We start from the raw sequence: 22191 nt of genomic DNA on the forward strand, positions 1-22191 counted from the left end.
GTGGATCAGAAAATCCCGATGCGCGTCCAGGTGCTTGTGGCGCGACCCGTCATCCTTGTAGGCGCTGATTTGCTTCTCTTCCAACTGCAAATACTTACGCACCGTATTGCGCGAGATGCTCAGTTCCCGACTAATGGCACGGATCGACAGCCCCTTGCCCCGGTCATACAGCCCTTTGATCTTGTGTATCACTACCCACTCCTTCACTGACGCGCTCCCGTTGTCTTTTATATGGCAGGAACGCTACACGTTTCATGGCTTTGCAGCCACCGTCAGGTGGGTCAAAACTATTGGCCATTAGTGGGTCATTTTAATTGGCCATTAACAGCAAGCCAAGATGTTGGGCAATCACGCGAGAGTCTATGCGCGGTTCTGTTCTGACGGTTGCGACCGTGATAGGATCGTTTTGGTCTTTGGCACTCTCAGTGCTATTTGTGGTGGGGACGTTGTTCATTGCACACCCCCCTCATTGCTAGCTTGCCAGCCTTGCGGGTCCGCCATCCATTCACGCACTGCAGACAGACGCCACCGTGTGCATCGTGCAGACAGCTTTATGGGGGCGGGGAATTTGCCGGCCTGCGCGAGCTTCCAAGGCCAGCTACGGGATATACCCAAGAGGCGGGCTACTTCTTTATCGGTAATCAGCCGATCTTCGGGTCGTGTTTGTTGCAGTTCCATGGCCATATCCTTGTGGAAACAATGTTGTGACAAGGATATCTACAAGGGTTTTGCAGCTCCCCCCGAAACTGCAAACTATTTTTTCGGAGCTTCCGTCAGTACGTCATAGACAGTACGCCAGCCATACCCTACTTCAGGTCTACCATCTCTACCAGGATGATGACCTTCTATTCTCTTGGCGATCTGGCTTTTGCTGAGTTTAGGATTCTTTCCTCGGACTTCCTTAGCTTCTCTGAGAATTAGGAGGCGACGCTCTGTCTTTTGTTCGGCCCTATACGATGAAGCATTCCCCTTCTCGGAGCCCTTTTTTACTTTTCGTCCAATTGCTACAGACCCAGCTTCCCGTTCACGACTTGCCCATTGATACCATTGGCTCGCGCTCGTAACTAGCGTTTGGGATTCAGGGGATACTGTCACGGGCAATACGCCCAAACCTATCGGCTCAGACCATAGCGACGCCAAGGCCTGTTGAACGCTATGCAACGCCACTACTGCGACAAGCTCCCAGTTCTCAACATTGTTAGCCTTTACTTTCAACTCCTCCGGTAGGGCACAAATCGCTCTCCAAATAACGGTTCCATGCAGTTGCCAATTGAATCCAGGGGGCGGCAGCTCGTAATCCCAGCCACCCGCACCAATGCCGTTTATGTGCTCACACAGCACGTCCCTCATTGCTTCAACATCAGAAACGGTTCGGCGAGATAACAAGAAACAAATATTCCAGCAAATCGCATGCAAGCCCAATGCCTTTCCGTGCTCAGGAATCGCCCCCAGCCATTGCATCAAGCTCTTTTGATTATCGCTGAGAGTGCTCATGTCTCAAGCACGCTTTGTTGTCAGAGGAACGATATTGCTCCCCGCCTTGCTGTACAGATAATCTGCCCACCATTGCATCATCGTGGTGCGCTCTGCCAGGCGCTGCGAATGATCGTAAGCACGCCGTACCTGATTCCCGTCTTTGTGACTCAACTGGCGTTCGATTGCATCCTGGTTGAAACCATTCTCGTTCAGTATGGTGCTGGCCAGCCCCCGGAAACCATGCGTACTCTGCTCATCGCCATAGCCAATGGACGCCAGTGCCTTATTGACGGTGTTCTCCGATATGGAGAAGCCACGCTTTAGCCCCTCGAACATCAGGGGGCGACCGCCGGTATGCTGCTCAAGCTCTCGTAGTAATTCCAGCGATTGCCTGGACAACGGAATAATGTGTGGGATACCTGAAGCTTTCAGGGTTTTAGTGCCCTTGCGATGCGCCGATGGTATGCGCCATACCTTGGCTTCCCAGTCTATTTCCCCCCATGACGCCTGCCGTAGCTCGTTGCTACGCATGAAACACAACATAATCAACTTTGTGGCAATACGAGTCTGAGGTAGGCCGCCGTAGCTATCGATCAAGTTAATGAATTTGCCCAGCTCGTTCACATCCATGTAACGGTGATGTCTGGCGGGGGGCTTAGGCTTTAAAAACTCACTCAGGCCCGCTGCTGCATTCGACGCAGCACGCCCAGACACCGCAGCATACAAACAAACCTTGCCGATATGAGCAAGTGCCTTGTAGCAAGATTCACCCAGCCCTTTCGCCTCCATCTTGCGTATGGTATCCAGGATCTCCATAGAGGTAAGCTCGGCAATGGGCTTGTCTCCTATCTCAGGGTCTATATGTGTCGTGAAGAGGCTATCTACCCGTTCTGCATGCACATCCGACCAGCCCGTCATTTTCGATGCTCGCCATTCCTGAGCGACGGCCTTAAAACTCGTATCTTTCGACAACCGATCAGCAAGCGCCTTGCCTTTCTTGGCCGCCATCGGGTCCACGCCATCGGCCACCAAGTCTTTTGCTTCTTGGTGCTTGATGCGTGCCTTCGTGAGGCTCACAGAAGGGTACACACCGTAGGCCATTGTCTTGCGTTTGCCGTGATATCGATAGTCCCAGCGCCAGTACTTACCCGCCGCTTTCACTTCGAGATACAGGCCAGTGCCGTCCGTGAGCTTGTAGGGCTTTTCTTTCGGCTTTGCCTGCTTTGCTTGTATGTCGGTCAGTGCCATGACGGTATTTTCCTATCGCTATCTAAGCGTACCGTCAAAAGTACCGCCTAAGTACCGTCCATGTCAATCAATTGCTGTATACGGGGATAGGCAACAAAAAACCCGCAATGCTAGTAAACATGCGGGCCTTTATACAACCTTCAACTGCTATATATCTTAATTTGGCGTCTCCAGCAGGAATCGAACCTGCAATCTTCCCTTAGGAGGGGAAAGTTATATCCATTTAACTATGGAGACAATAAAAATCAGAGCCGAATTATAAGGCAGTCGGCATCAAATAAAAGCCGGGCATGCATGCCCGGCTTTCATCATGCTTGAGTAACGCTTATTTGAGCGAGATATTGCCTTTGGCGACAACGTCTTTGGCCCAATCATATTGCACTTTGATTTCCTTGGCGAACTCTTCAGGCGTGTTGCCTGAACCCGCAGCGCCTTGTTTTTCGAGTGCTTCAGTCACTTTGGGATCCTTCAATGCCACGACTGCCGCGTCGCGCAGCTTCTTGACGATTTCCGGAGGTGTGCCTTTAGGCGCCAACAAGCCGTACCACGCAGGTTGATTAAGCTGCGGGTATCCAACTTCGGCCAGGGTCGGCACGTCTTTCAGGGTAGGCAAGCGTTCCGGCCATGCAACGGCAATGGCGCGCAGATTGCCGGCTTGAATCTGAGACATCGAAGATGGCAGGTTGTCGAACATGATTTCGATCTGACCGCCCACGGCATCCGTTACCGCGGGACCTGAGCCTTTATAAGGAATGTGTACGGCATCGGTGTCGGTAGCAAGCTTGAATGCTTCGCCGAACAAATGCAACACCGAGCATGTGCCCGAACTTCCGTATGAATACTTTCCGGGATTGTCCTTAAGGACTTTGACGAATTCCTTGAAATCCTTTGCCGGGAACTTGGGATTGACTTCGATAACGTTAGGCACGTTGGCAAAGTTAGTGACCGGCACGAAGTCGGTCAGAGGGTCGTAGGGCAAATCATCGGGGCGGCAAGCGGGCAGCACAGCAAGCGTGGACACCGTTGCGATCGACAGGGTATAGCCATCGGGCTTGGCGCGAGCCGCCTCGGCTGCACCGATTGCGCCACCTGCCCCTCCTTTATTTTCGACTACCATGGTTTGGCCGAGCTCCTGGCTCATGCGCTGAGTGACGATACGCGCCACGATATCAGTGGATCCGCCTGGAGCAAACGGAACGATCACGCGTATGGCCTGTTCAGGATAATCGGCGGCGACTGCGACGCCAGCTCCGCCGAGGGAAGCAATACCGGCGGTCAAAGCCAATACTGCAAATCTATTTTGAAATTGAACCATTGGAAGTCTCTCTGTAAGAAATTTTATTTGAGCAACGAGACCGAAATTGTAGACCGGCTTCGCCAACTCCAAATTTAGGATAACAGTAATTTATTGTTGACGTCTGCTACGTTGTGCTACAAGCGCTATGTACGGGCCGGATGCGCATCGCGCAAATGCGCCTAAAATAGCGTCCCACAGTCGCGTTGCCAAGAACCCATGTCCGTCATTCAGCTTGTCCTCCCGGATTTTCTTTCTATCGCCTTGGGATGGATACTGTTTCACAGGTTACGGTTCTCCATGGACTTTTTCAAGGGTGCCGAGCAGCTTGTCTACTTTGTACTGTTTCCCGCCCTGCTGTTCCATTCCATTACCCAGACACCGTTAAGCCCTTCAGGCGCTTATTCACTTTTACAGGCCACTGTGGCCATTATGGCTTTCGGCGTGGCGATTTCCTGGCTCGCGGTGCCAGTATTAAAGCCAAGCGCGCTCGATCATGCATCCGTGGCGCAATGCGCTTATCGCTTCAATACCTATATTGGCTTATCCGTTGCCGGCGGCCTCGCTGGGACAGCCGGTCAGACCATCATGGCGGTTATCGTGGGGTTTGCCGTACCCATCGCCAACATGGCTGCCGTCCATAGCCTGGCACGTCAGAACGGGGGAAAGGTACTCAGGGAAATAAGCCGCAATCCCTTTGTTATCGCCACCGTACTGGCATTGCTGTGCAACATCCTTGCCATACCGATCCCGGAATTTGTCGACGCCACATTGGGCCGCCTGGGCGCGTGTGCCATTGCCCTTGGACTGATATGCGTAGGCGCCACGCTCTCATTGCACGGCGGAAAAGGCGCTGCCAAACTCATGACGTGGATGATCGCCGCACGTTTGCTTGCAATGCCCCTGGCCGCTATTCTGATCGGCTGGATCCTAGGTCTTTCCTTGCTTGAAAAGCAAATGCTGTTGCTTTTTAGCGCCTTGCCTACTGCCTCATCGGCACACGTGCTGGCGGCCCGGATGGGCGGAAACGGGCCTCTTGTTGCCGTCACTATGTCGCTCAGCACCTTGTTGGCCGCACTCACCATACCGCTCTGGCTAACAGTAGGCACTCATCAATAGAGTATGCACATGACATCAAACAGCGCGATCTTAGCGGAAAGATCGATACGTTTACCGGATGAAGAAGCCACTATTCAGCTGGCGACGCGGCTTGCTCCCATGCTTTGCGGCTCCCACCCGGCCGTAAATCCCGATCAACGGGGCGGAAGAATACATCTGCGCGGCGACCTGGGTGCCGGCAAAACCAGCTTCGCGCGAGCCTTTTTACGCGCCGCCGGAATCACCGGAAGAATAAAAAGTCCTAGCTATGCACTGCTTGAAAGCTATAATCTTTCTAACTTAAACTTCTATCACCTTGATTTCTATAGATTTAGCGACTCTCGCGAATGGATGGACGCTGGGTTTCGAGATATACTCCACCCCGAAGCGGTGGTTTTGATTGAATGGCCGGAGCAAGCGGGCGCGCTGCTGCCGCCCCCCGATCTCGACATCAATCTCGAATACGAAGACAACGGGCGACACGCCAGCTTGACTGCCCATAGCAACAAAGGAAAATTATGGCTGACGATACTTGCCCTTCCCGCCTAGGGATTTCGCGGCGCCGGCTCATAGCGACGGCCAGCACTCTTTTTCTCCTTCCCGTGGTGCCTCGCCTGGCCATGGCCGGAACGATACTGGCCGTGCGCACGTGGCCGGCCGACGAATACACACGTGTCACGCTCGAAATGGATAGCGAGCTGAAGGCGGAACACTTCACGCTCGAAGGACCGGACCGGCTCGTGGTCGATATTCAGGGTCTGACGATGAACCGGGCCATCAATGACTTGGTATCGAAAATCAAACCGAACGATCCGTACATTGAGTCGGTGCGCGTGGCGCAGAACCGACCCGACGTGATCCGGCTGGTCATGGATCTGAAACAGCCCATTGCGCCACAGGTCTTCACACTGAAGCCCGTCGGAGAATACAAGTATCGCCTCGTGCTGGACCTGTATCCGCGGGTCGCGCAGGATCCTTTGCTGGCCATCATGAACAACCAGGACAGCGACCCATTGGCGCAGGTGCTGGAAGAACTGGCGCAGAACAATCCGTCGCCCGCCCCTATTCCTTCCGTCGAGGGACAGAAGCTTCCGCCCGTCGTCAAAAGCCCGAATGTCCCGGTAAAGCCTCCCAGCGTTTCCCAGCCACGTGACGAGAACCGTGCCATCCTGGTGGCTCTAGACCCCGGCCATGGCGGTGAAGATCCGGGCGCCATAGGACGCAGTGGTACACGCGAAAAAGACATCGTACTGAGCATTGCGCGCCGCCTGAAGAAGCTCATTGACGCCCAACCCAATATGCGCGCCTACCTGACGCGCGATAACGATTACTTTGTGCCCTTGGGCGTGCGCGTACAGAAAGCCCGCCGCGTGAAAGCCGATCTGTTCATTTCCATACATGCCGATGCATGGATCAAGCCCAGCGCCCGCGGCTCGTCGGTGTTCGCCTTGTCGCAAAACGGCGCCACCAGTTCGGCTGCCCGGTGGATGGCCCAGCGTGAAAACGACGCCGACCTGATCGGTGGAATAAACCTTGGCTCACACAACAAACAGGTTGCCCAGGTACTTCTCGATTTATCCACCGCAGCCCAGATCAACGATTCCATGCGCGTCGGCGATCGCATACTGAGCGAAATCGGCAAGATCAACAAACTGCACAAGAATCGTGTCGAACGTGCCGGGTTCGCGGTACTCAAGGCACCCGATATTCCATCCATATTGGTGGAAACGGCATTCATCAGCAATCCCCAGGAAGAGACCCTGCTACGCAGTCCGGCTCACCAGGATCGCATCGCCCGCGCCATGCTCAGCGGGATCAGCGACTACTTCGCCACAAGCCCCGCGCTCGCGCGCAAGGCATGACTCCTCGCCCGCTTCAGACAGCGGGCGATTTCTGCTTGAAGAGTTTCCACAAGGCGCCAAAGATCACCGGCCCGGCCACCGCATGCTTAACAATTCGGCATGTTCAGCGCTACCTGGAAAAAGATACTGCAATATAGCCCGTTGATTGAAGCAAAGAAGAAACACTGTGATTCAAGACAGTTAAAATCAAGGCTTCGATGCCTGCGCATGTGGGCGCAGTCTTACCACCGCCGCCTCTAGTCAAACGGAACGCCTTTATGCCTGAACGCCGCGTCATAGCGCCTTTGCCCGACTTGCTGATCAGCCAGATTGCCGCTGGCGAAGTCATCGAGCGCCCGGCATCCGTCCTGAAAGAATTGCTTGAAAACGCCATCGACGCCGGCGCGCGGGCGATCGAAGTACGACTGGACGGCGGCGGAATACGCCGGATTGCAGTCACGGACGATGGCTGGGGCATACCCGAAAATGAACTGCACCTTGCACTGACCCGACATGCGACCAACAAGATAAACAGCCTGCATGAACTCGAGTCCGTCGCATCCATGGGGTTTCGAGGCGAAGCACTGGCGTCTGTGGCGTCCGTCGCACGCCTGACCCTGACGTCCCGTACCGCCCAGGCTGCGCATGCCTGGCAGATCGAGGCGGCCCAGGCACAGCCGACCGCGGCTTCTGGCCCTGTCGGCACCACGATCGACGTGCGCCAGCTGTTTGACGAAGTGCCCGCCAGGCGGAAATTCCTGCGCGCCGAGGCCACCGAATACGGCCATTGCGTCGATGCGCTTGATCGCATAGCGCTCGCACAACCGCACATTGCGTTTCGGCTGTTCCATAACGACAAGGCGCAACGCCATTGGCGTGCCGCCGACATTGCGCACCGTGTGCGCGACGTCCTGGGCGCCGAGTTCGTCGAGCAAGGCCTGGAAGTGGAACAGGAACATGGCTTGATCACGCTGCGCGGCATAGTGACCAAGCCGACCTACGCGCGTAGCCGCGCCGATCGCCAATACCTCTACGTCAATGGGCGCTACGTTAAGGACCGCACTGTCTCGCACGCTATACGTCAAGCTTATGCCGATGTCCTGCATGGCGATCGGCAGCCCGCCTATGTGCTGTTCCTGTCGGTCGATCCTGCCGGTGTCGACGTCAATGTGCATCCGGCCAAACACGAAGTACGATTCCGCGACAGCGGTGCGATCCATCGCTTCGTGTCGCAAGCTCTGGCCCATACGCTGGCAAGCGCCGGTGGACAGGCGCTTGCCAGCGGTGCACCTGGTGCCGTCACGTCAGCCGAAGCTTCCGACAACAGCTCCGCCAACCAGCAGGGCGGCTACGGCCATGTCTACGGTATGCCTGGCGGCGAACATGCCTTGCCGGTCACTGACGGCGCACCCAATACCGGTCCCGGTACTTTTCGCGCCCATCAATTCCAGCGTACGTTTTCCTTGCGCGATCCTGCCGCGCAGCCCAGCGCCAACTGGCAGTCGTTCTATCGTCCCATGGAGTCGACAGCTTACGAGCCTGGTCGACAGGAAGAACCGGCAGACGCCGGACAGGAATTTCCCCTGGGCATGGCCTTGGGTCAACTTCATGGCATCTATATATTGGCCCAGAACCGTCACGGACTGATCCTGGTCGACATGCATGCCGCACATGAACGCGTGGTTTACGAGCAATTGAAAAATGCGATGGATGCACAAAGCCTGCCCTGCCAGGAACTCCTGGTGCCCGTCGTATTCGCCGTCACCGAGAAAGAGACCGCCCTTATTGAAGAGCATGGCGACGCGCTGACGGGGTTGGGACTGACCATCACGCCCGCCGGACCAGCCTCTCTTGCGGTGCGGGCCGTACCCGCATTGCTGGCCGGCGGCGATATCGAATCGCTTGCGCGTAGCGTCCTGCGCGACCTGGCCAGCGTAGGCTCTTCGCCACGCCTTACCGAACAGCGCAACGAACTTCTTTCAACGATGGCATGCCATGGCTCCGTCCGGGCGAACCGGCGCCTCACGCTTGACGAAATGAATGGTTTGCTGCGCGAAATGGAGCAAACCGAAAGGGCCGATCAATGCAATCATGGCCGGCCCACCTGGGTGCAGTGGAAGATCGGCGAACTCGACCGAATGTTCATGCGCGGCCAATGAAAATGCCCATAGTATGTCTGGCCGGACCTACGGCCGCAGGGAAAAGCGCTACGACGCTGGCACTGGCCAGTCGCTGGCCGATAGAAATCATTGTCGTGGACTCGGCGACTGTCTATCGCGGGATGGATATAGGCACGGCCAAGCCGACAGAAGATGAGCAAGCCGCCGCCGCACACCATCTGCTCGATATCCGCGATCCCGCTGAAAGCTATTCCGCAGCCGAGTTCCAGGCCGACGCAAGCGCGCTTATCGAAGCCATCCAGGCCAGGGGTAATATTCCGCTACTTTGCGGTGGCACGATGCTGTATTACAAGGCGCTGCGTGAAGGATTGAACGAGCTCCCGCCGGCGGATCCCCAGGTGCGAACCGACATCGACAACGAAGCCAAAGAATGTGGTTGGCCGGAACTGCACCGGCAATTGGCCGCCTACGATCCCCTCACGGCGGCAAGGCTGGCACCCAACGACAGTCAGCGGCTGCAGCGAGCGATTGAAATATACCGTGTCAGCGGCACGCCCATGTCGGTGTGGCTCGCCCAGGCCCGCCCCCAGCAGGACATCAAGCACGAGTTCGTCACGATCAGCCTGGAGCCCTCGGATCGCCTGGCCTTGCATGCAAGAATCGCGCAGCGCTATCAGCAAATGATTTCGCACGGCCTACTGCAAGAGGTGCAGGCTCTGCATCAACGGCCGGATCTGCACACCGGCCTGCCATCGGTGCGATGTGTCGGCTACAGGCAGCTATGGGACTTTCTGGATGGGAAGATCGATATGCAGACCGCGGTGGAACAGGCCGTTGCCGCCACCAGGCAGTTGGCCAAGCGCCAGCTGACGTGGTTGCGCTCGCAACCAGAACGCCATGTTATTGACTGCCTGGCCCCGGACGCCTCAGCGCAGGCGGTCGACAAGATTTCGGCGTTCTGGTCAAGCTCGGCGCCCGCGGGCTCTTAGCTGTATCAGCGTCTACAGCCCAATTGTTCTACACGACCACGGCTTGGGGCGCATCGCCGCTTTCGCGGTCGACGATTTCGCCCAGGATGCTGACTTGCTCGCCATGAGCCGCCAAGGTGGCTTTCACGGCGTCGGCCTGATCGGCGGGCACGACAAGAATCATGCCGATGCCGCAATTGAATACGCGATGCATTTCCGAGTCGGCAACCCCGCCGTTTTCCTGCAGCCAGCGGAAGAGTTCCGGCATGACCCACGCATCGCGATGCAGGCGCGCGGCCAAGCCGGACTGCAGGATACGTGGAACGTTATCGAGCAGGCCGCCGCCGGTGATATGCGCGAGCCCCTTGATCGCCGGGCCGTGCGCAGCCAATGCCGCCAGCACCGACTTCACATAGATGCGAGTGGGTTCCATCACGACATCTTCAAGACGACGTCCGCCCAGGTCCTGGCCGGGCCTGGCATTGGCGTGCGTGAGAATCTTGCGCAGCAACGAGAATCCGTTGGAGTGAGCGCCGCTGGAAGCAAGCCCCAGGATGACGTCGCCCGCGACAATGGATTTTCCATCGATAATGCGCGATTTCTCGACCGCCCCGACAGCAAAGCCCGCAAGGTCGTACTCGCCATCGGGATACATGCCGGGCATTTCGGCCGTTTCGCCGCCGATGAGGGCGCAGCCGGAGAGTTCGCAGCCCTTGGCGATTCCGCCGACCACGCTGGCGGCCGTATCGACCGACAATTTGCCGCAGGCGAAATAGTCGAGGAAAAACAGCGGTTCGGCCCCTTGCACCAGGATATCGTTGACGCTCATGGCGACCAGATCGATACCGACGGTATCATGGCGCTGCCATTCGAAGGCGAGCCGCAATTTCGTGCCCACGCCATCCGTTCCGGACACCAGCACGGGCTCTTTCAGGTGCTTGGGCACTTCGAACAAGGCACCGAAGCCGCCAATGCCCGCCATCACGCCCGCACGCATGGTTTTCGCGGCAAGCGGCTTGATACGGTCGACAAGCGCATCGCCGGCATCAATATCGACCCCTGCATCGCGGTAGGTCAGGGAAGCTGAATGTTTGTTTGTCATGAGAAATGCCGTGGGATGTGCAAGAATTGCGTGTTTAATTAAATACCAGGGTTGATTTTACGATGAACGGAGCCACTGCACGTAACTTGGCCGCCACATGCCGGCCATGCCGCAGCGTCCTTCATTAGACAACACATGACACAGCAACTGATACTGGACTTGTTACCGCCCTCTGCCCCCACGCTCGAGAACTTCGTCGTCGGCGAGAACGGCGCCGCGCTCGACGCATTGCGGCACTGCGAACCCGGCCGCGCCATTTACCTGTGGGGCGCACCGGGCGTGGGCCGCAGCCACTTGCTGCAGGCCGTCTGCGCGCGCCCCGACGCGCTCTACCATGGACCTGGATCAAGTGCTGCCATGCTAAAGAGCATAGCCACCGGCGAGCTGCTGCGGCACAAGCTCATTGCCATCGACAATGTTGAGTTCCTCGACGACGAGGGCCAGGCAGCCTTGTTTGCCCTGTACAATCGCTGGCGTGAGGTTGCCGCCGCCCGGCATGGATTTACGCTGGTCCTGGCAGGCGACCACGCCCCCATGGCGATGCTGGTACGTGAAGACCTGCGTACCCGCCTTGGCTGGGACCTGGTGTTTCGCCTGGAATTGCTCTCCGACCAGGACCGCGCCGAAGCCCTTAAAGCCAGGGCTGCCGAACGAGGCCTGCAGCTTTCGCCCGAGGTAATAAGCTGGGTTCTCACCCACTATGCCCGCGACATGAGCCGCCTGACCTCGCTGATCGATGCGCTGGACCGTTACTCGCTGGAGAAGCACCGGGCAATTACCTTGCCTTTACTGAAAGACCTGCTGGCATCCAGCCAGACCTGATAATTACTTGCGATCTTAATGACAACCCCTAAACGCCTGGCCCTGTTTGACCTTGACCATACCTTGCTGCCCCTGGATAGCGATTATCAATGGGCCGACTTCCTGGCACGCACCGGCCGGGCCGGCGATCCGGCCGAAGCCCAGCGACGCAATAACGACCTCATGGAGCGCTATAACGCAGGCGTACTCACGGCCGAGCAATCGGCTGAGTTCATGCTGGGTTTGCTGACCGGTCCCGAGCCTGCGGAGCTTGCCGCCTGGCATGAGGCTTTCATGCAGGAAGTGATCGAGCCGGCAATTCTACCGATCGCAACCGACCTGGTCCGCGAACACCTCGATCGCGGCGACCTGTGCGCGATCGTGACAGCCACCAACGAATTCGTCACGGCGCCTATTGCGCGCGCATTCGGCATCCCACATCTGATTGCGACGGTGCCCGAAATGCACGAGGGCCGCTACACAGGACGTATCCAGGGAGTGCCCAGCTTCCAGGCCGGGAAAGTGACCCGCGTCCAGCAATGGCTGGATGAAATGGGAATGACACTGGCCGGGTTCGACAGCTCCTTCTTTTACAGTGACTCTCCCAATGACCTTCCCCTCCTGGAAGTCGTGACGCACCCGGTCGCCACTAACCCCAGCGAGGTGTTGCGCGAAGTCGCCGTACACCGGAACTGGAAAATCCTTGACCTGTTCAACGACATGCAAGACGCAAAGTCCTAAAATACATTCATGCTTAAAGAAACAATAAAAAACTTTGTCGGGCGGCTTTTTGCCGCCCCACGCCGTGGACCTGAACGGGTATCCAGGGAAAAACACGGTATAGACCGGCGCAACGTGTCGCGCCATGCCATCAAAGTGTGCGAAGTGTTGCAGCATGAAGGCTACGCGGCCTACATCGTGGGCGGAGCGGTGCGGGACCTCATCGTAGGACTCGAACCCAAAGACTTCGATGTTGCAACGAACGCGACACCCAACCAGATCAGGTCCCTGTTTCGCCGGGCCCGCATCATCGGCAAGCGTTTCCAGCTGGTCCACGTCGTATTCGGCCAGGAAATCATCGAGACGTCCACCTTCCGCGCACCGGCATCGGTCGAGCAGGACACCGACGAACATGGCCGCATCCTGCGCGATAACTTGTTCGGCACGCACGAGGAAGATGCGGCCAGGCGCGACTTCACGCTCAACGCTTTGTACTACGACCCTGTCACCGAAGAAGTCATCGACTACCATCGAGGCTTGCCCGATCTGAAAAAACGGGTTGTGCGCATGATCGGCGACCCGGAGACACGCTATCGCGAAGACCCAGTACGCATGCTGCGCGCGCTGCGCTTTGCGGCCAAGCTAAGCGCGACGATCGATCCGGCTACGCGTGAACCGCTGGTGCGCATGGCACACCTGATCGAAAACGTGCCGTCATCGCGCCTGTTCGACGAAATACTCAAGCTGCTCACCTGCGGGCACGCCATGGATTGCCTGCGCCAGCTCCAGGCGGTCGGATTGCACCAGAGCGTGCTGCCGTCCATGGACCTGACCTTCAAGGAAGAAGGCGGCGAAGAGTTCATCGAACTGGCCCTGGCTCGTACCGATGCACGGGTACGCGCCGGCAAGACAATCAGTCCCAGCTTCCTGTTCGCCGCTCTGCTCTGGAAGCTGGTCAACAAGCGGTGGCAAAAAATTTGCGCCGATGGCGAGCATCCCGCTCAGGCGCTCATGCAGGCTGCCGATTCGGTCGTGGCGGAACAAACTCGCAAACTGGCCATACAGCGGCGCTTCCAGGCGGATATGCGCGAGATCTGGTTCATGCAGGCCCGCTTCGAGCGCGCCAATGCCAAGACAATCTGGCGACTGGTCGAACAGCCCCGCTTCCGCGCCGCGGTCGACTTTCTGCAATTGCGTGCCGAGGCTCATGAAGTGGATAGCGTCCAGGCGCAATGGTGGATGGACTTGGCTAATGCCGATGACTCGAGCCGCGCCGAGATGATCGAAGAGTACGAGGCCGAGCATCGCAGCAAACCGGCGGCGGCACGGCGAAGGCGCAACCCGCGGCGGCGTCCACCCGCCCAGGCAAGCAGGCCCTAGCCCCATGGCGGTCCGCGGCGATGCACGATGATGAGACGGTATATGTAGGCCTGGGAGCCAATCTGGGCGACGCCCGGGCCTGCATCGAGCAAGCGGCCGACCAGCTGGCAACATGGCCCGGCATCTGCCGGTTTGTGTTATCGCCCTTGTACCGCAGTGCTCCTGTCGACTCGACCGGGCCGGACTACGTCAATGCCGTCGCGCAATTCACGACGAACCTTCCAGCAAATGACTTGCTGCGCGTCCTGCAAGACATCGAGCTGGCGCACGGACGACTACGTCCCTATCGAAATGCGCCGCGCACCCTGGACCTGGATTTGCTGCTGTACGGCACCCAGGATATCCGCGAACCGGATCTTACCGTGCCGCATCCCCGCATGCATGAACGCGCGTTTGTGCTCAGGCCGCTAGCCGATCTCGCGCCCGGCCTGCGGTTGCCGCAGGGACCGATCACCGTTCTGCTGGCAGCCTGCTCGGACCAGGTGCTGAGCCGAATGCCCGAATAGACCATTTTTGGTCGAGGTGGTTACAAAGCTCGCTGCAGCGCGGAGGCGTTGGGGACTTTCAGGTTCTTGAGAAAGGCGGGTGTGTCGGGGACTGTTTCGGCTTCACGCGCCACGCCCTGGCGTTGCCAGGGTGCCCGTTCCGGTCAGCACCATCGAGGCGCCCGCGGAACTCGCCCCGGTCGGACCGGTGGTCCGACACCCGTCGGGCTCAAACAGCCGCGGCCTTGCCTCCTCGATGGCACTGACCGGAACGGCGTGCGCGAGGCGCCTGCACAGCCCCCGACACACCCGCCTTTTTGCCTCGGCGAAGCTTGGACGAGCCCACCCACCCCGGACAACGTCATCAGAACAGGACAGCGTCACTAAAGCAACGTGCCGTAAACACTTGAACCGAAAATGCGCTAAAGAGCGGCTTGGCGTCAGGCCGCCTGCGCCAGGATTTGCCTTGCACGCTGTATGACGGGTGCGTCGACCATTTTTCCATCCAGCTGAAAAGCGGACGAACCCGTGGAATTGGCAATATCGATGACACGTTTCGCCCACTCCGCATCGGCTGCCGTGGGCGCAAACGCGGCATGAATCGTGGCGACTTGCTTGGGATGTATGCACAGCATTCCACCGAACCCCATATCGCGGACCTGCTGGGCCAGCTGAAACAAACCGTCCTCATCGGAGAAGTCGGGATAGACGCCATCCAGCGGGGCGGCGAGTCCGTGGGCGGCGCTATGCAGCAGTATCTGGCAGCGTATGTGGTTCAACAGAAGCGCAGCGCCCGCCGTGTCTGGCGCCGTGCCCAGCTCCAGCATGAGATCCAGGCTACCAAAGGAAAGGCGGGCCACTCCCTGTTGCCCCGCCATTTCACCCAGCGCCAGCACACCTTTGGCACTTTCGATAATGGGCAGAACCGTGCTGACGGCTTGAGCGACCTGCTGGACCTGAAGGGCGGACTCGGCCTTGGGCAGCAAAACGGCACGTATGTTCGGATTATCGGCGCATGCGGCAAGGTCGGCGTTGAACCACGGCGTGGTCGCGCCGTTGATGCGAACGCAGAAATCGGCTTGCCGGTTGGCACTCGCGAAATCGCACAGATGCTTGCGGGCCTGGTCCTTGAACGCGTGCTCGACGGCATCTTCGAGATCAATGATTACGGTATCGGCGCCTGCCGCAAGCGCCTTGGAAAAACGCTCGGGACGAGTGGCCGGCACGAACAAGGCCGACCGGATTTGCTGCTGCATCAAATTACCCCTTTTTGCGCCAGACCGCTGATTTGCTCTTCCGAGTATCCCAGGCTGGCAAGAATCGTGGCGGAATTTTCTCCCAATGCGGGAATCTTGTCCATCCGGGCTTGAAAGGCCGAACTCGTCGCCGGCGGCACAAGGGCCGGCAAGGGACCGACGGCGCTGTCCACCTGGCGCCAGCGCTCGCGCTGAGCCAGCTGCGGGTGATTCCAGACATCCTGCATCGTGCTTACATTGGCATTGGCAATACTGGCGGCCTCGAGGCGTTCAATGACCTTCGCGCGCGACAGGGATGCAAACGTGGTCACGATAAGAACGCGCAAGGCTTCCTTGTTGGCAACGCGCTGTGAGTTCGTGTTGAACCGGGAATCAGCGGCCACGTCGGGTTGCATCAGGACGGTGTTGCAGAATGCCGCCCATTCACGCTCGTTCTGCAATCCCAGCATGACTTCACTGCCGTCCCCGACGGGAAACGGACCATAGGGATAGATCGTGGCGTGCGATGCGCCGGCCCGCGGCGGCGGGGCGGCGCCATCGAAGGCGTAGTACATGGGAAAGCCCATCCACTCGACCATGCTCTCCAGCATGGAGACATCAATGCGGCTGCCTTGCCCGGTACGCTGGCGCAGGAGCAGTGCCGACAAGATGCTGCTGTAGGCGTACATTCCGGCGGCGATGTCCGAGATTGAACAACCCGCCTTGGCCGGACTGTCGGGTGTCCCGGTGACGGAAAGAAAGCCGCTCTCGCTTTGAATGAGCAGGTCGTAGGCTTTTTTATCTTGATACGAACCGCCTTCGCCATAACCTGAAATATCGCACACGATCAGCCGCGGATGTTGTTCACGCAGCGCTTCATACGACAGGCCCAACCTGGCGGCGGCGCCGGGAGCCAGGTTCTGCACCAGGACGTCCGCCTGCCCGATCAGGGCTTGCAGGATATCGGCCGCTTCCGGACGCTTCAAATCCAGCGCGAGGCTTTCCTTGGAACGATTGGTCCACACGAAGTGCGAGGCCAGTCCTTTCACCCGCTCATCGTAGCTGCGCGCAAAATCACCAACTCCCGGCCGTTCCACTTTGATGACGCGCGCGCCCATGTCGGCAAGCTGGCGCGTGCAGAATGGCGCCGCAATGGCATGCTCAAGGCTTACCACCGTAATGCCATCCAGCGGGCGTGGTGCCAGGGACGCACCGTTGGAAGCGTTGCTTGACTGCGATGACTGACTCATGCCTTAAACCTCAATTCTGCCTGGTGCGCCAGGGTATCGTCCTGGGCCGCCCAGAGTGTGGCGCCGTCGTCGGTGAGGGAGCCGGCGACCTGGAAAGGCCGAGGCGCAATCAGTGGCCGCAGGCCTCGATAGGCGAATGAAGTGACCTGCTTGTCCGGATTGGCATGGACGAATGCGGCGCACATCAGCGTGGCGATCATGGGCCCGTGCACGACCAGGCCGGGATAACCTTCGACTTCGGTCGCATAGGGCTCATCGTAGTGAATCCGATGACCGTTGAAGGTGACGGCGGAATAGCGAAACAGCCTGACACTGGAAGGCTCGATGGTTTCGGACCATTGCGCCTGGGGCGCCGGCACGCTGCCTTCGAGCTTGGGCGCGGTGGGTTCGCGATAAACGATATCCTGCTCTTCCGAGATGCAAAGTTCGCCGTTCTGGCGATACTCGTGCTTTACCGTCACGAACAGCAGCTTGCCGGTACGGCCTTCTTTTTCCTTGACGGCGAAGATTGTGGATCGCCGCGCAGCGGGACTTCCCACGAGCAAGGGACGCAGGAATTCCAGCCTGCCTCCCGCCCACATGCGATTTCGGTTGTCGGCGGCGGGAAGGAAACCGCCGCGCTGAGGGTGGCCGTCGTCGCCTATCTCGTCATAAGGGACGCCATTGACGAACAAGGCCCAGTGCCATAAAAAGGGCAAGGCCTGGCCAGGGGCCGGCGCTGCGGCATCGAGGCTGAGGGCGATCTTTCGGATATGCCCGATATCGACCGAATCGTCGCATTCTTCAGTGCGGCCCAGCCAGGACGATGGATTCACGGTTGTCATGCTGATCTCTTCGCCTTGCGTCATTTAAAACTGTAGCTTGAATGGTTATAGTGAACTTGTGAATTCGATTTTAAATAACACCGCCTTCACCGCATCTGAACCACGATGGATCAGGGCACGAAAAACCAGCGCAAACCGCCCGATGGCCCACCTTTACACGCTAATATATTAGTGTTTTAATCGCTGCACACGCCCGCTCAACTTACACAGGCTTGATACCGTATGTCAAAACGCTCTTATGAATCGCTACGCAGTGCCCGCTGGTTTGCCCCCGATGACCTGCGCTCTTTCGGCCATCGCTCACGCATCATGCAAATGGGCTACGCGCCCGAAGACTGGGCGGGTCGCCCCATCATCGCCATCCTCAACACCTGGTCCGACATTAATCCTTGTCATTCCCACTTCAAGCAGCGCGTTGAAGACGTAAAACGAGGCATATTCCAAAGCGGCGGCTTTCCCATCGAGCTGCCCGCCATCTCGCTGTCCGAGAACTTCGTCAAGCCGACCACCATGCTTTATCGCAACATGCTGGCCATGGAAGCCGAAGAATTGCTGCGCAGCCATCCCGTGGATGGCGCCGTATTGATGGGCGGCTGCGACAAGACAACCCCCGGCCTGCTCATGGGCGCCATCAGCGCCGGCCTGCCGTGCATCTTTCTTCCGGCTGGCCCGATGTTGCGGGGAAACTGGAAAGGCAAGGTGCTGGGTTCCGGGTCGGATGCCTGGAAATATTGGGACGAGCGTCGCGCCGGCAAAATCACCAAGACCGAATGGATAGGGGTGGAAGGCGGTATTGCCCGCAGCGCCGGCACCTGCATGACCATGGGAACGGCAAGCACCATGATGGCCATCGCCGAATCGATAGGCATGTCGCTGCCCGGCGCGTCATCGATCCCCGCTGCCGACTCCAATCACATTCGCATGTCTTCCGAATGCGGTCGACGCATCGTCGAAATGGTCTGGGAAGACTTGACGCCCAAGCGCATATTCACGCGTGAGAGCTTCATAAACGCCATTGTCGTGGCCATGGCCATGGGCTGTTCCACCAATGCGGTCATTCATCTGGTTGCCATGTCGCGACGGGCAGGATGCCCGGTAAGCCTGGACGACTTCGACGCAGCCAGCCGGAACATACCTGTCATTGCCAACGTGCGGCCCAGTGGCGACACCTACCTGATGGAAGACTTCTTCTACGCCGGAGGCCTTCCCGCACTGATGGAGCGCCTGGGCGACCGCCTGGACCGAAGCCAGCTTACCGTCACGGGCCGTACGCTCGGCGAGAACATCGCCGGCGCCGAAGTCCATAATGACGACGTGATCCGTCCTTTGGACAACCCGCTGTACCATGAAGGCGCCCTGGCCGTCTTGCGCGGCAACCTGGCGCCCTCCGGCTGCGTCATCAAGCCCAGCGCTTGCGCGCCGCAGTTCTTGCAACATACCGGACCCGCGCTGGTATTTGACGACTACCCCAGCATGAAGGCGGCGGTGGAAGACGAGAACCTCGACGTCACGCCTGAACACATCATGGTGCTGCGCAATGCCGGTCCTCAAGGAGGGCCGGGCATGCCGGAATGGGGCATGTTGCCCATACCCACCAAATTGCTCAAGCAAGGCGTACGCGACATGCTGCGTGTGTCCGACGCCCGCATGAGCGGAACCAGCTACGGCGCCTGCATTTTGCATGTCGCACCCGAAGCCTATGTAGGCGGCAACCTGGCCCTGGTAAAGACGGGCGACCTGATCACCGTCGACGTGCCGGGGCGCCGCATTCATCTCGAAGTCAGCGACGAAGAGCTGGCGCAACGCCGGGCCGCCTGGACGCCTCCGCCCAAGGTTTTCGAGCGGGGCTACGGATGGATGTTTTCCAAGCATATATTGCAGGCCGACTCCGGCTGCGACCTTGATTTCCTGGAAACCGAATTTGGCGCCCCAAACCGCGAACCCACTATTTTCTAATTAGGAGCAACACGTGTCCCTGAGTCCCGACCTACGCCAGAAGCTGGCTACCATCAGCACCGCAACGCTATGCACGGCATTGTTCAAGCGCGGCTTGCGCAACCAGTTCATCCAGGATGTCCGCCCGCTAAATCCCGCCTTGCCGAATATGGTGGGCGTTGCGTACACCTTGCGCTACATTCCCGCGCGTGAAGACCTGAATCCCCTGACCGTGTTCCAGAACCGCGATCATCCGCAACGGGTCGCCGTGGACCAATGCCCTGAAGGCGCTGTCCTCATGATAGACAGTCGCAAAGATGCGCGCGCCGCGTCAGCCGGCTCCATACTGGTGTCGCGCCTGATGATGCGCGGCGCCGCCGGCGTGGTCACGGACGGAGGCTTTCGCGATTCACCCGAGATCGCCGGCCTTCCCTTTCCGGCCTACCATAACCGCCCTTCGGCCCCGACCAACCTGACATTGCACCAGGCGCTCGACATCAACGTTCCCATCGGCTGCGGCGACGTTGCCGTTTTTCCCGGGGACGTGATCGTGGGCGATGGCGAAGGCGTGGTGGTCATTCCCGCTCACCTGGCCGAGGAAATCGCCACCGAGGCCGTCGACATGACGGCCTACGAAGACTTCGTGACCGAGGAAGTACTCAAGGGAAGGTCCATCATCGGGCTGTATCCCGCCACCGATGAGCAGGCCCGCGCCGACTTTTCCGCATGGAGGCAGGCGCAGGGTCGATAAGCGGAACAAGAAGTAAAAAACCCACTGCTCAGATGACGCAGTGGGTTTTTGCCATTGAGGCCTAACGCTTATTTCACGGCCATCAATGGAATCTCCGCTATGCGCGCCTTCCACTCCTTGGGTCCTGTTTCATGGACCGACGTACCTGTCGAGTCGACGGCCACCGTCACCGGCATGTCTTTGACGTCGAACTCGTAAATGGCTTCCATGCCCAGGTCTTCGAAGCCGACGACCTTGGCACCGCGGATGGCCTTGGAGACCAGGTAAGCCGAACCACCGACCGCCATCAAATAGGCCGACCCGTGACGCCGTATGGACTCGATGGCCACCGGGCCACGCTCGGCCTTGCCTATCATGGAAATCAGGCCGGTTTTTTCGAGCATCATGTCGGTGAACTTGTCCATGCGCGTAGCGGTGGTCGGGCCGGCGGGGCCGACGACTTCGTCGCCTACCGGATCGACCGGGCCGACGTAATAGATAACCCGGTTGGTGAAGTCCACCGGCAACGGCTCGCCATTTTCCAGCATGTCATTGATACGTTTATGCGCGGCATCCCGTCCTGTCAGCATTTTCCCGGACAAGAGCAAGGTTTGACCGGGCTTCCAGCTGGCGACCTGCTCTTTGGTCAGCGTGTTGAGGTCCACCTGCAGCGACTTGTTGTAGTCGGGAGCCCAATGCACATCGGGCCAGTCCGACAACGACGGCGGCGTCAGCTGCGCAGGTCCCGAGCCGTCCAGCTCGAAATGCACGTGGCGCGTTGCCGCGCAGTTCGGGATCATGGCCACGGGCTTGGACGCGGCATGGGTGGGGAAGGTGTGAATCTTGACATCCAGCACCGTCGTTAGCCCGCCCAGGCCCTGCGCGCCTATGCCCAATGCATTCACTTTCTGATAGAGCTCGATACGCAGCTCTTCCAGTTTAGTCTGCGGCCCGCGCTGCAGCAGCTCGTACATGTCGATGTCTTCCATCAGCGACTGCTTGGCCATCAGCATGGCCTTTTCAGCCGTTCCGCCTACACCTATGCCCAGCATGCCGGGCGGACACCAGCCTGCGCCCATCTGGGGCACTGTCTTCAGAACCCAGTCGATCAGCGAATCGCTGGGATTGAGCATGGCGAACTTTGACTTGTTTTCGGAGCCGCCGCCCTTGGCGGCAACCTGCACGTCGACCTTGTTGCCCGCAACCAGCTCGACACTCACGATACAGGGGGTGTTGTCGCGGCTGTTCTTGCGTGTGAACAAGGGGTCGGTAAGAATCGATGCGCGCAAGGGATTATCGGGATTCAAGTATCCCTGGCGCACGCCTTCATCACACACTTCCTGCATACTGCGGCGCGTGTCGAATCGCACGTCCATACCCACTTTAAGAAATACATTGACCACGCCCGTGTCCTGGCAGATAGGGCGATGGCCTTCCGCACACATGCGTGAATTGGTCAGGATCTGGGCAATGGCATCTTTGGCGGCCGGGCTTTCTTCGAGTTCGTATGCACGCGCCAGATGCTGGATGTAATCGGCTGGATGGTAATAGCTGATGAACTGTACGGCGTCGGCGACAGACTGGATCAGGTCGCGTTCTTGAATGATGGTTGTCATGATGGTCGTTCAATCGTGAAAAAGGCAGGCAACGAAAGGCCCGCCAAAGGTTTCGAATCTGGCGTGAT

At 58.6% G+C, this 22191-nt stretch carries 20 protein-coding genes, 1 tRNA gene and 1 pseudogene; 11 read left to right on the plus strand and 11 right to left on the minus strand.

Annotated elements, in window-relative coordinates; translation table 11 throughout:
- The 6 genes and pseudogenes from CR159_RS16330 to CR159_RS16355 all read right to left on the minus strand — a co-directional run.
- A pseudogene (locus tag CR159_RS16330) lies at positions 1 to 192 on the minus strand (HTH domain-containing protein); the annotation flags it as partial.
- A 258-nt stretch (positions 193 to 450) separates the two neighbouring features.
- A complete protein-coding gene (locus tag CR159_RS16335; protein ID WP_102075041.1) occupies positions 451 to 678 on the minus strand; it encodes a helix-turn-helix transcriptional regulator in 228 nt (75 codons plus the stop codon).
- A 75-nt stretch (positions 679 to 753) separates the two neighbouring features.
- Positions 754 to 1494 carry a hypothetical protein gene (locus tag CR159_RS16340; protein ID WP_102075042.1) on the minus strand — a complete coding sequence of 247 codons (741 nt, stop codon included), beginning with the start codon at positions 1492 to 1494 and terminating at the stop codon, positions 754 to 756.
- 3 nt (positions 1495 to 1497) lie between these two features.
- Positions 1498 to 2724 (minus strand): tyrosine-type recombinase/integrase, encoded by a 1227-nt coding sequence (locus CR159_RS16345; protein ID WP_102075043.1) that lies wholly within the window; start codon positions 2722 to 2724, stop codon positions 1498 to 1500.
- A gap of 162 nt (positions 2725 to 2886) precedes the next feature.
- Positions 2887 to 2961, minus strand: a tRNA-Arg gene (locus tag CR159_RS16350).
- Between the two features lie 88 nt (positions 2962 to 3049).
- Positions 3050 to 4039 carry a tripartite tricarboxylate transporter substrate binding protein BugE gene (locus tag CR159_RS16355; protein ID WP_102075044.1) on the minus strand — a complete coding sequence of 330 codons (990 nt, stop codon included), beginning with the start codon at positions 4037 to 4039 and terminating at the stop codon, positions 3050 to 3052.
- A gap of 198 nt (positions 4040 to 4237) precedes the next feature.
- On the opposite strand from CR159_RS16355, the gene CR159_RS16360 reads away from it, so the two are divergent.
- The 5 genes from CR159_RS16360 to miaA all read left to right on the plus strand — a co-directional run bounded on the left by CR159_RS16360 (position 4238) and on the right by miaA (position 10066).
- The gene (locus tag CR159_RS16360; RefSeq protein ID WP_102075045.1) at positions 4238 to 5137 is read left to right on the plus strand and encodes an AEC family transporter; all 900 of its coding nucleotides are present in this window, start codon (positions 4238 to 4240) and stop codon (positions 5135 to 5137) included.
- 9 nt (positions 5138 to 5146) lie between these two features.
- Entirely contained in the window at positions 5147 to 5665 is a 519-nt protein-coding gene (tsaE, locus tag CR159_RS16365) for a tRNA (adenosine(37)-N6)-threonylcarbamoyltransferase complex ATPase subunit type 1 TsaE (protein ID WP_102075046.1), read from the plus strand.
- Positions 5635 to 6978 carry an N-acetylmuramoyl-L-alanine amidase gene (locus CR159_RS16370; RefSeq protein ID WP_102075047.1) on the plus strand — a complete coding sequence of 448 codons (1344 nt, stop codon included), beginning with the start codon at positions 5635 to 5637 and terminating at the stop codon, positions 6976 to 6978. Before tsaE ends, CR159_RS16370 begins: the two co-directional genes overlap by 31 nt.
- A 257-nt stretch (positions 6979 to 7235) precedes the next feature.
- Positions 7236 to 9116, plus strand: a complete 1881-nt coding sequence (mutL, locus tag CR159_RS16375) for a DNA mismatch repair endonuclease MutL (protein WP_102075048.1) — start codon at positions 7236 to 7238, stop codon at positions 9114 to 9116.
- Positions 9113 to 10066: a tRNA (adenosine(37)-N6)-dimethylallyltransferase MiaA gene (miaA, locus tag CR159_RS16380; protein WP_102075049.1), complete on the plus strand. Its 954-nt coding sequence runs from the start codon at positions 9113 to 9115 to the stop codon at positions 10064 to 10066. Before mutL ends, miaA begins: the two co-directional genes overlap by 4 nt.
- Before the next feature lie 28 nt (positions 10067 to 10094).
- Here the strand turns inward: miaA and purM are convergent, their stop codons facing one another.
- Positions 10095 to 11147: a phosphoribosylformylglycinamidine cyclo-ligase gene (purM, locus tag CR159_RS16385; RefSeq protein WP_102075050.1), complete on the minus strand. Its 1053-nt coding sequence runs from the start codon at positions 11145 to 11147 to the stop codon at positions 10095 to 10097.
- A gap of 135 nt (positions 11148 to 11282) precedes the next feature.
- On the opposite strand from purM, the gene hda reads away from it, so the two are divergent.
- Genes hda through folK form a run of 4 tightly spaced genes read left to right on the plus strand, consistent with a single transcriptional unit; the run spans position 11283 to position 14554 of the window.
- A complete protein-coding gene (hda, locus tag CR159_RS16390; RefSeq protein WP_102075051.1) occupies positions 11283 to 11969 on the plus strand; it encodes a DnaA regulatory inactivator Hda in 687 nt (228 codons plus the stop codon).
- A gap of 18 nt (positions 11970 to 11987) precedes the next feature.
- Complete coding sequence (locus CR159_RS16395; protein ID WP_102075052.1) at positions 11988 to 12689, plus strand: HAD family hydrolase; 702 nt, start codon at positions 11988 to 11990, stop codon at positions 12687 to 12689.
- Between the two features lie 9 nt (positions 12690 to 12698).
- Positions 12699 to 14048, plus strand: a complete 1350-nt coding sequence (gene pcnB, locus CR159_RS16400; protein ID WP_102075053.1) for a polynucleotide adenylyltransferase PcnB — start codon at positions 12699 to 12701, stop codon at positions 14046 to 14048.
- Between the two features lie 20 nt (positions 14049 to 14068).
- Positions 14069 to 14554 (plus strand): 2-amino-4-hydroxy-6-hydroxymethyldihydropteridine diphosphokinase, encoded by a 486-nt coding sequence (folK, locus tag CR159_RS16405; RefSeq protein ID WP_102075054.1) that lies wholly within the window; start codon positions 14069 to 14071, stop codon positions 14552 to 14554.
- A gap of 419 nt (positions 14555 to 14973) precedes the next feature.
- On the opposite strand, the gene CR159_RS16410 is transcribed toward folK, so the two are convergent.
- The 3 genes from CR159_RS16410 to CR159_RS16420 are packed head-to-tail and all read right to left on the minus strand — an operon-like array spanning position 14974 to position 17842.
- Positions 14974 to 15792: an HpcH/HpaI aldolase/citrate lyase family protein gene (locus CR159_RS16410; RefSeq protein WP_439650558.1), complete on the minus strand. Its 819-nt coding sequence runs from the start codon at positions 15790 to 15792 to the stop codon at positions 14974 to 14976.
- Entirely contained in the window at positions 15789 to 17018 is a 1230-nt protein-coding gene (locus tag CR159_RS16415) for a CaiB/BaiF CoA transferase family protein (protein ID WP_102075056.1), read from the minus strand. Before CR159_RS16415 ends, CR159_RS16410 begins: the two co-directional genes overlap by 4 nt.
- Complete coding sequence (locus tag CR159_RS16420; protein WP_102075113.1) at positions 17015 to 17842, minus strand: HTD2 family dehydratase; 828 nt, start codon at positions 17840 to 17842, stop codon at positions 17015 to 17017. The genes CR159_RS16415 and CR159_RS16420 overlap by 4 nt, the downstream gene beginning before the upstream one ends.
- 222 nt (positions 17843 to 18064) lie before the next feature.
- On the opposite strand from CR159_RS16420, the gene araD reads away from it, so the two are divergent.
- Together araD and CR159_RS16430 are read left to right on the plus strand one after the other, a co-directional pair.
- On the plus strand, positions 18065 to 19798 hold the full coding sequence (araD, locus tag CR159_RS16425) for an L-arabinonate dehydratase (RefSeq protein WP_102075057.1): 1734 nt from the start codon (positions 18065 to 18067) through the stop codon (positions 19796 to 19798).
- 13 nt (positions 19799 to 19811) lie between these two features.
- Positions 19812 to 20528, plus strand: coding sequence for a ribonuclease activity regulator RraA (locus CR159_RS16430; RefSeq protein WP_102075058.1), 717 nt, complete (start codon positions 19812 to 19814; stop codon positions 20526 to 20528).
- A 68-nt stretch (positions 20529 to 20596) separates the two neighbouring features.
- Here the strand turns inward: CR159_RS16430 and CR159_RS16435 are convergent, their stop codons facing one another.
- Positions 20597 to 22123, minus strand: a complete 1527-nt coding sequence (locus CR159_RS16435) for a fumarate hydratase (RefSeq protein ID WP_102075059.1) — start codon at positions 22121 to 22123, stop codon at positions 20597 to 20599.
- Between the last annotated feature and the right edge of the window lie 68 nt (positions 22124 to 22191).

The sequence above is a fragment of the Pollutimonas subterranea genome (assembly GCF_002849655.1).
In the GTDB taxonomy this organism is placed as follows: domain Bacteria; phylum Pseudomonadota; class Gammaproteobacteria; order Burkholderiales; family Burkholderiaceae_B; genus Pollutimonas; species Pollutimonas subterranea.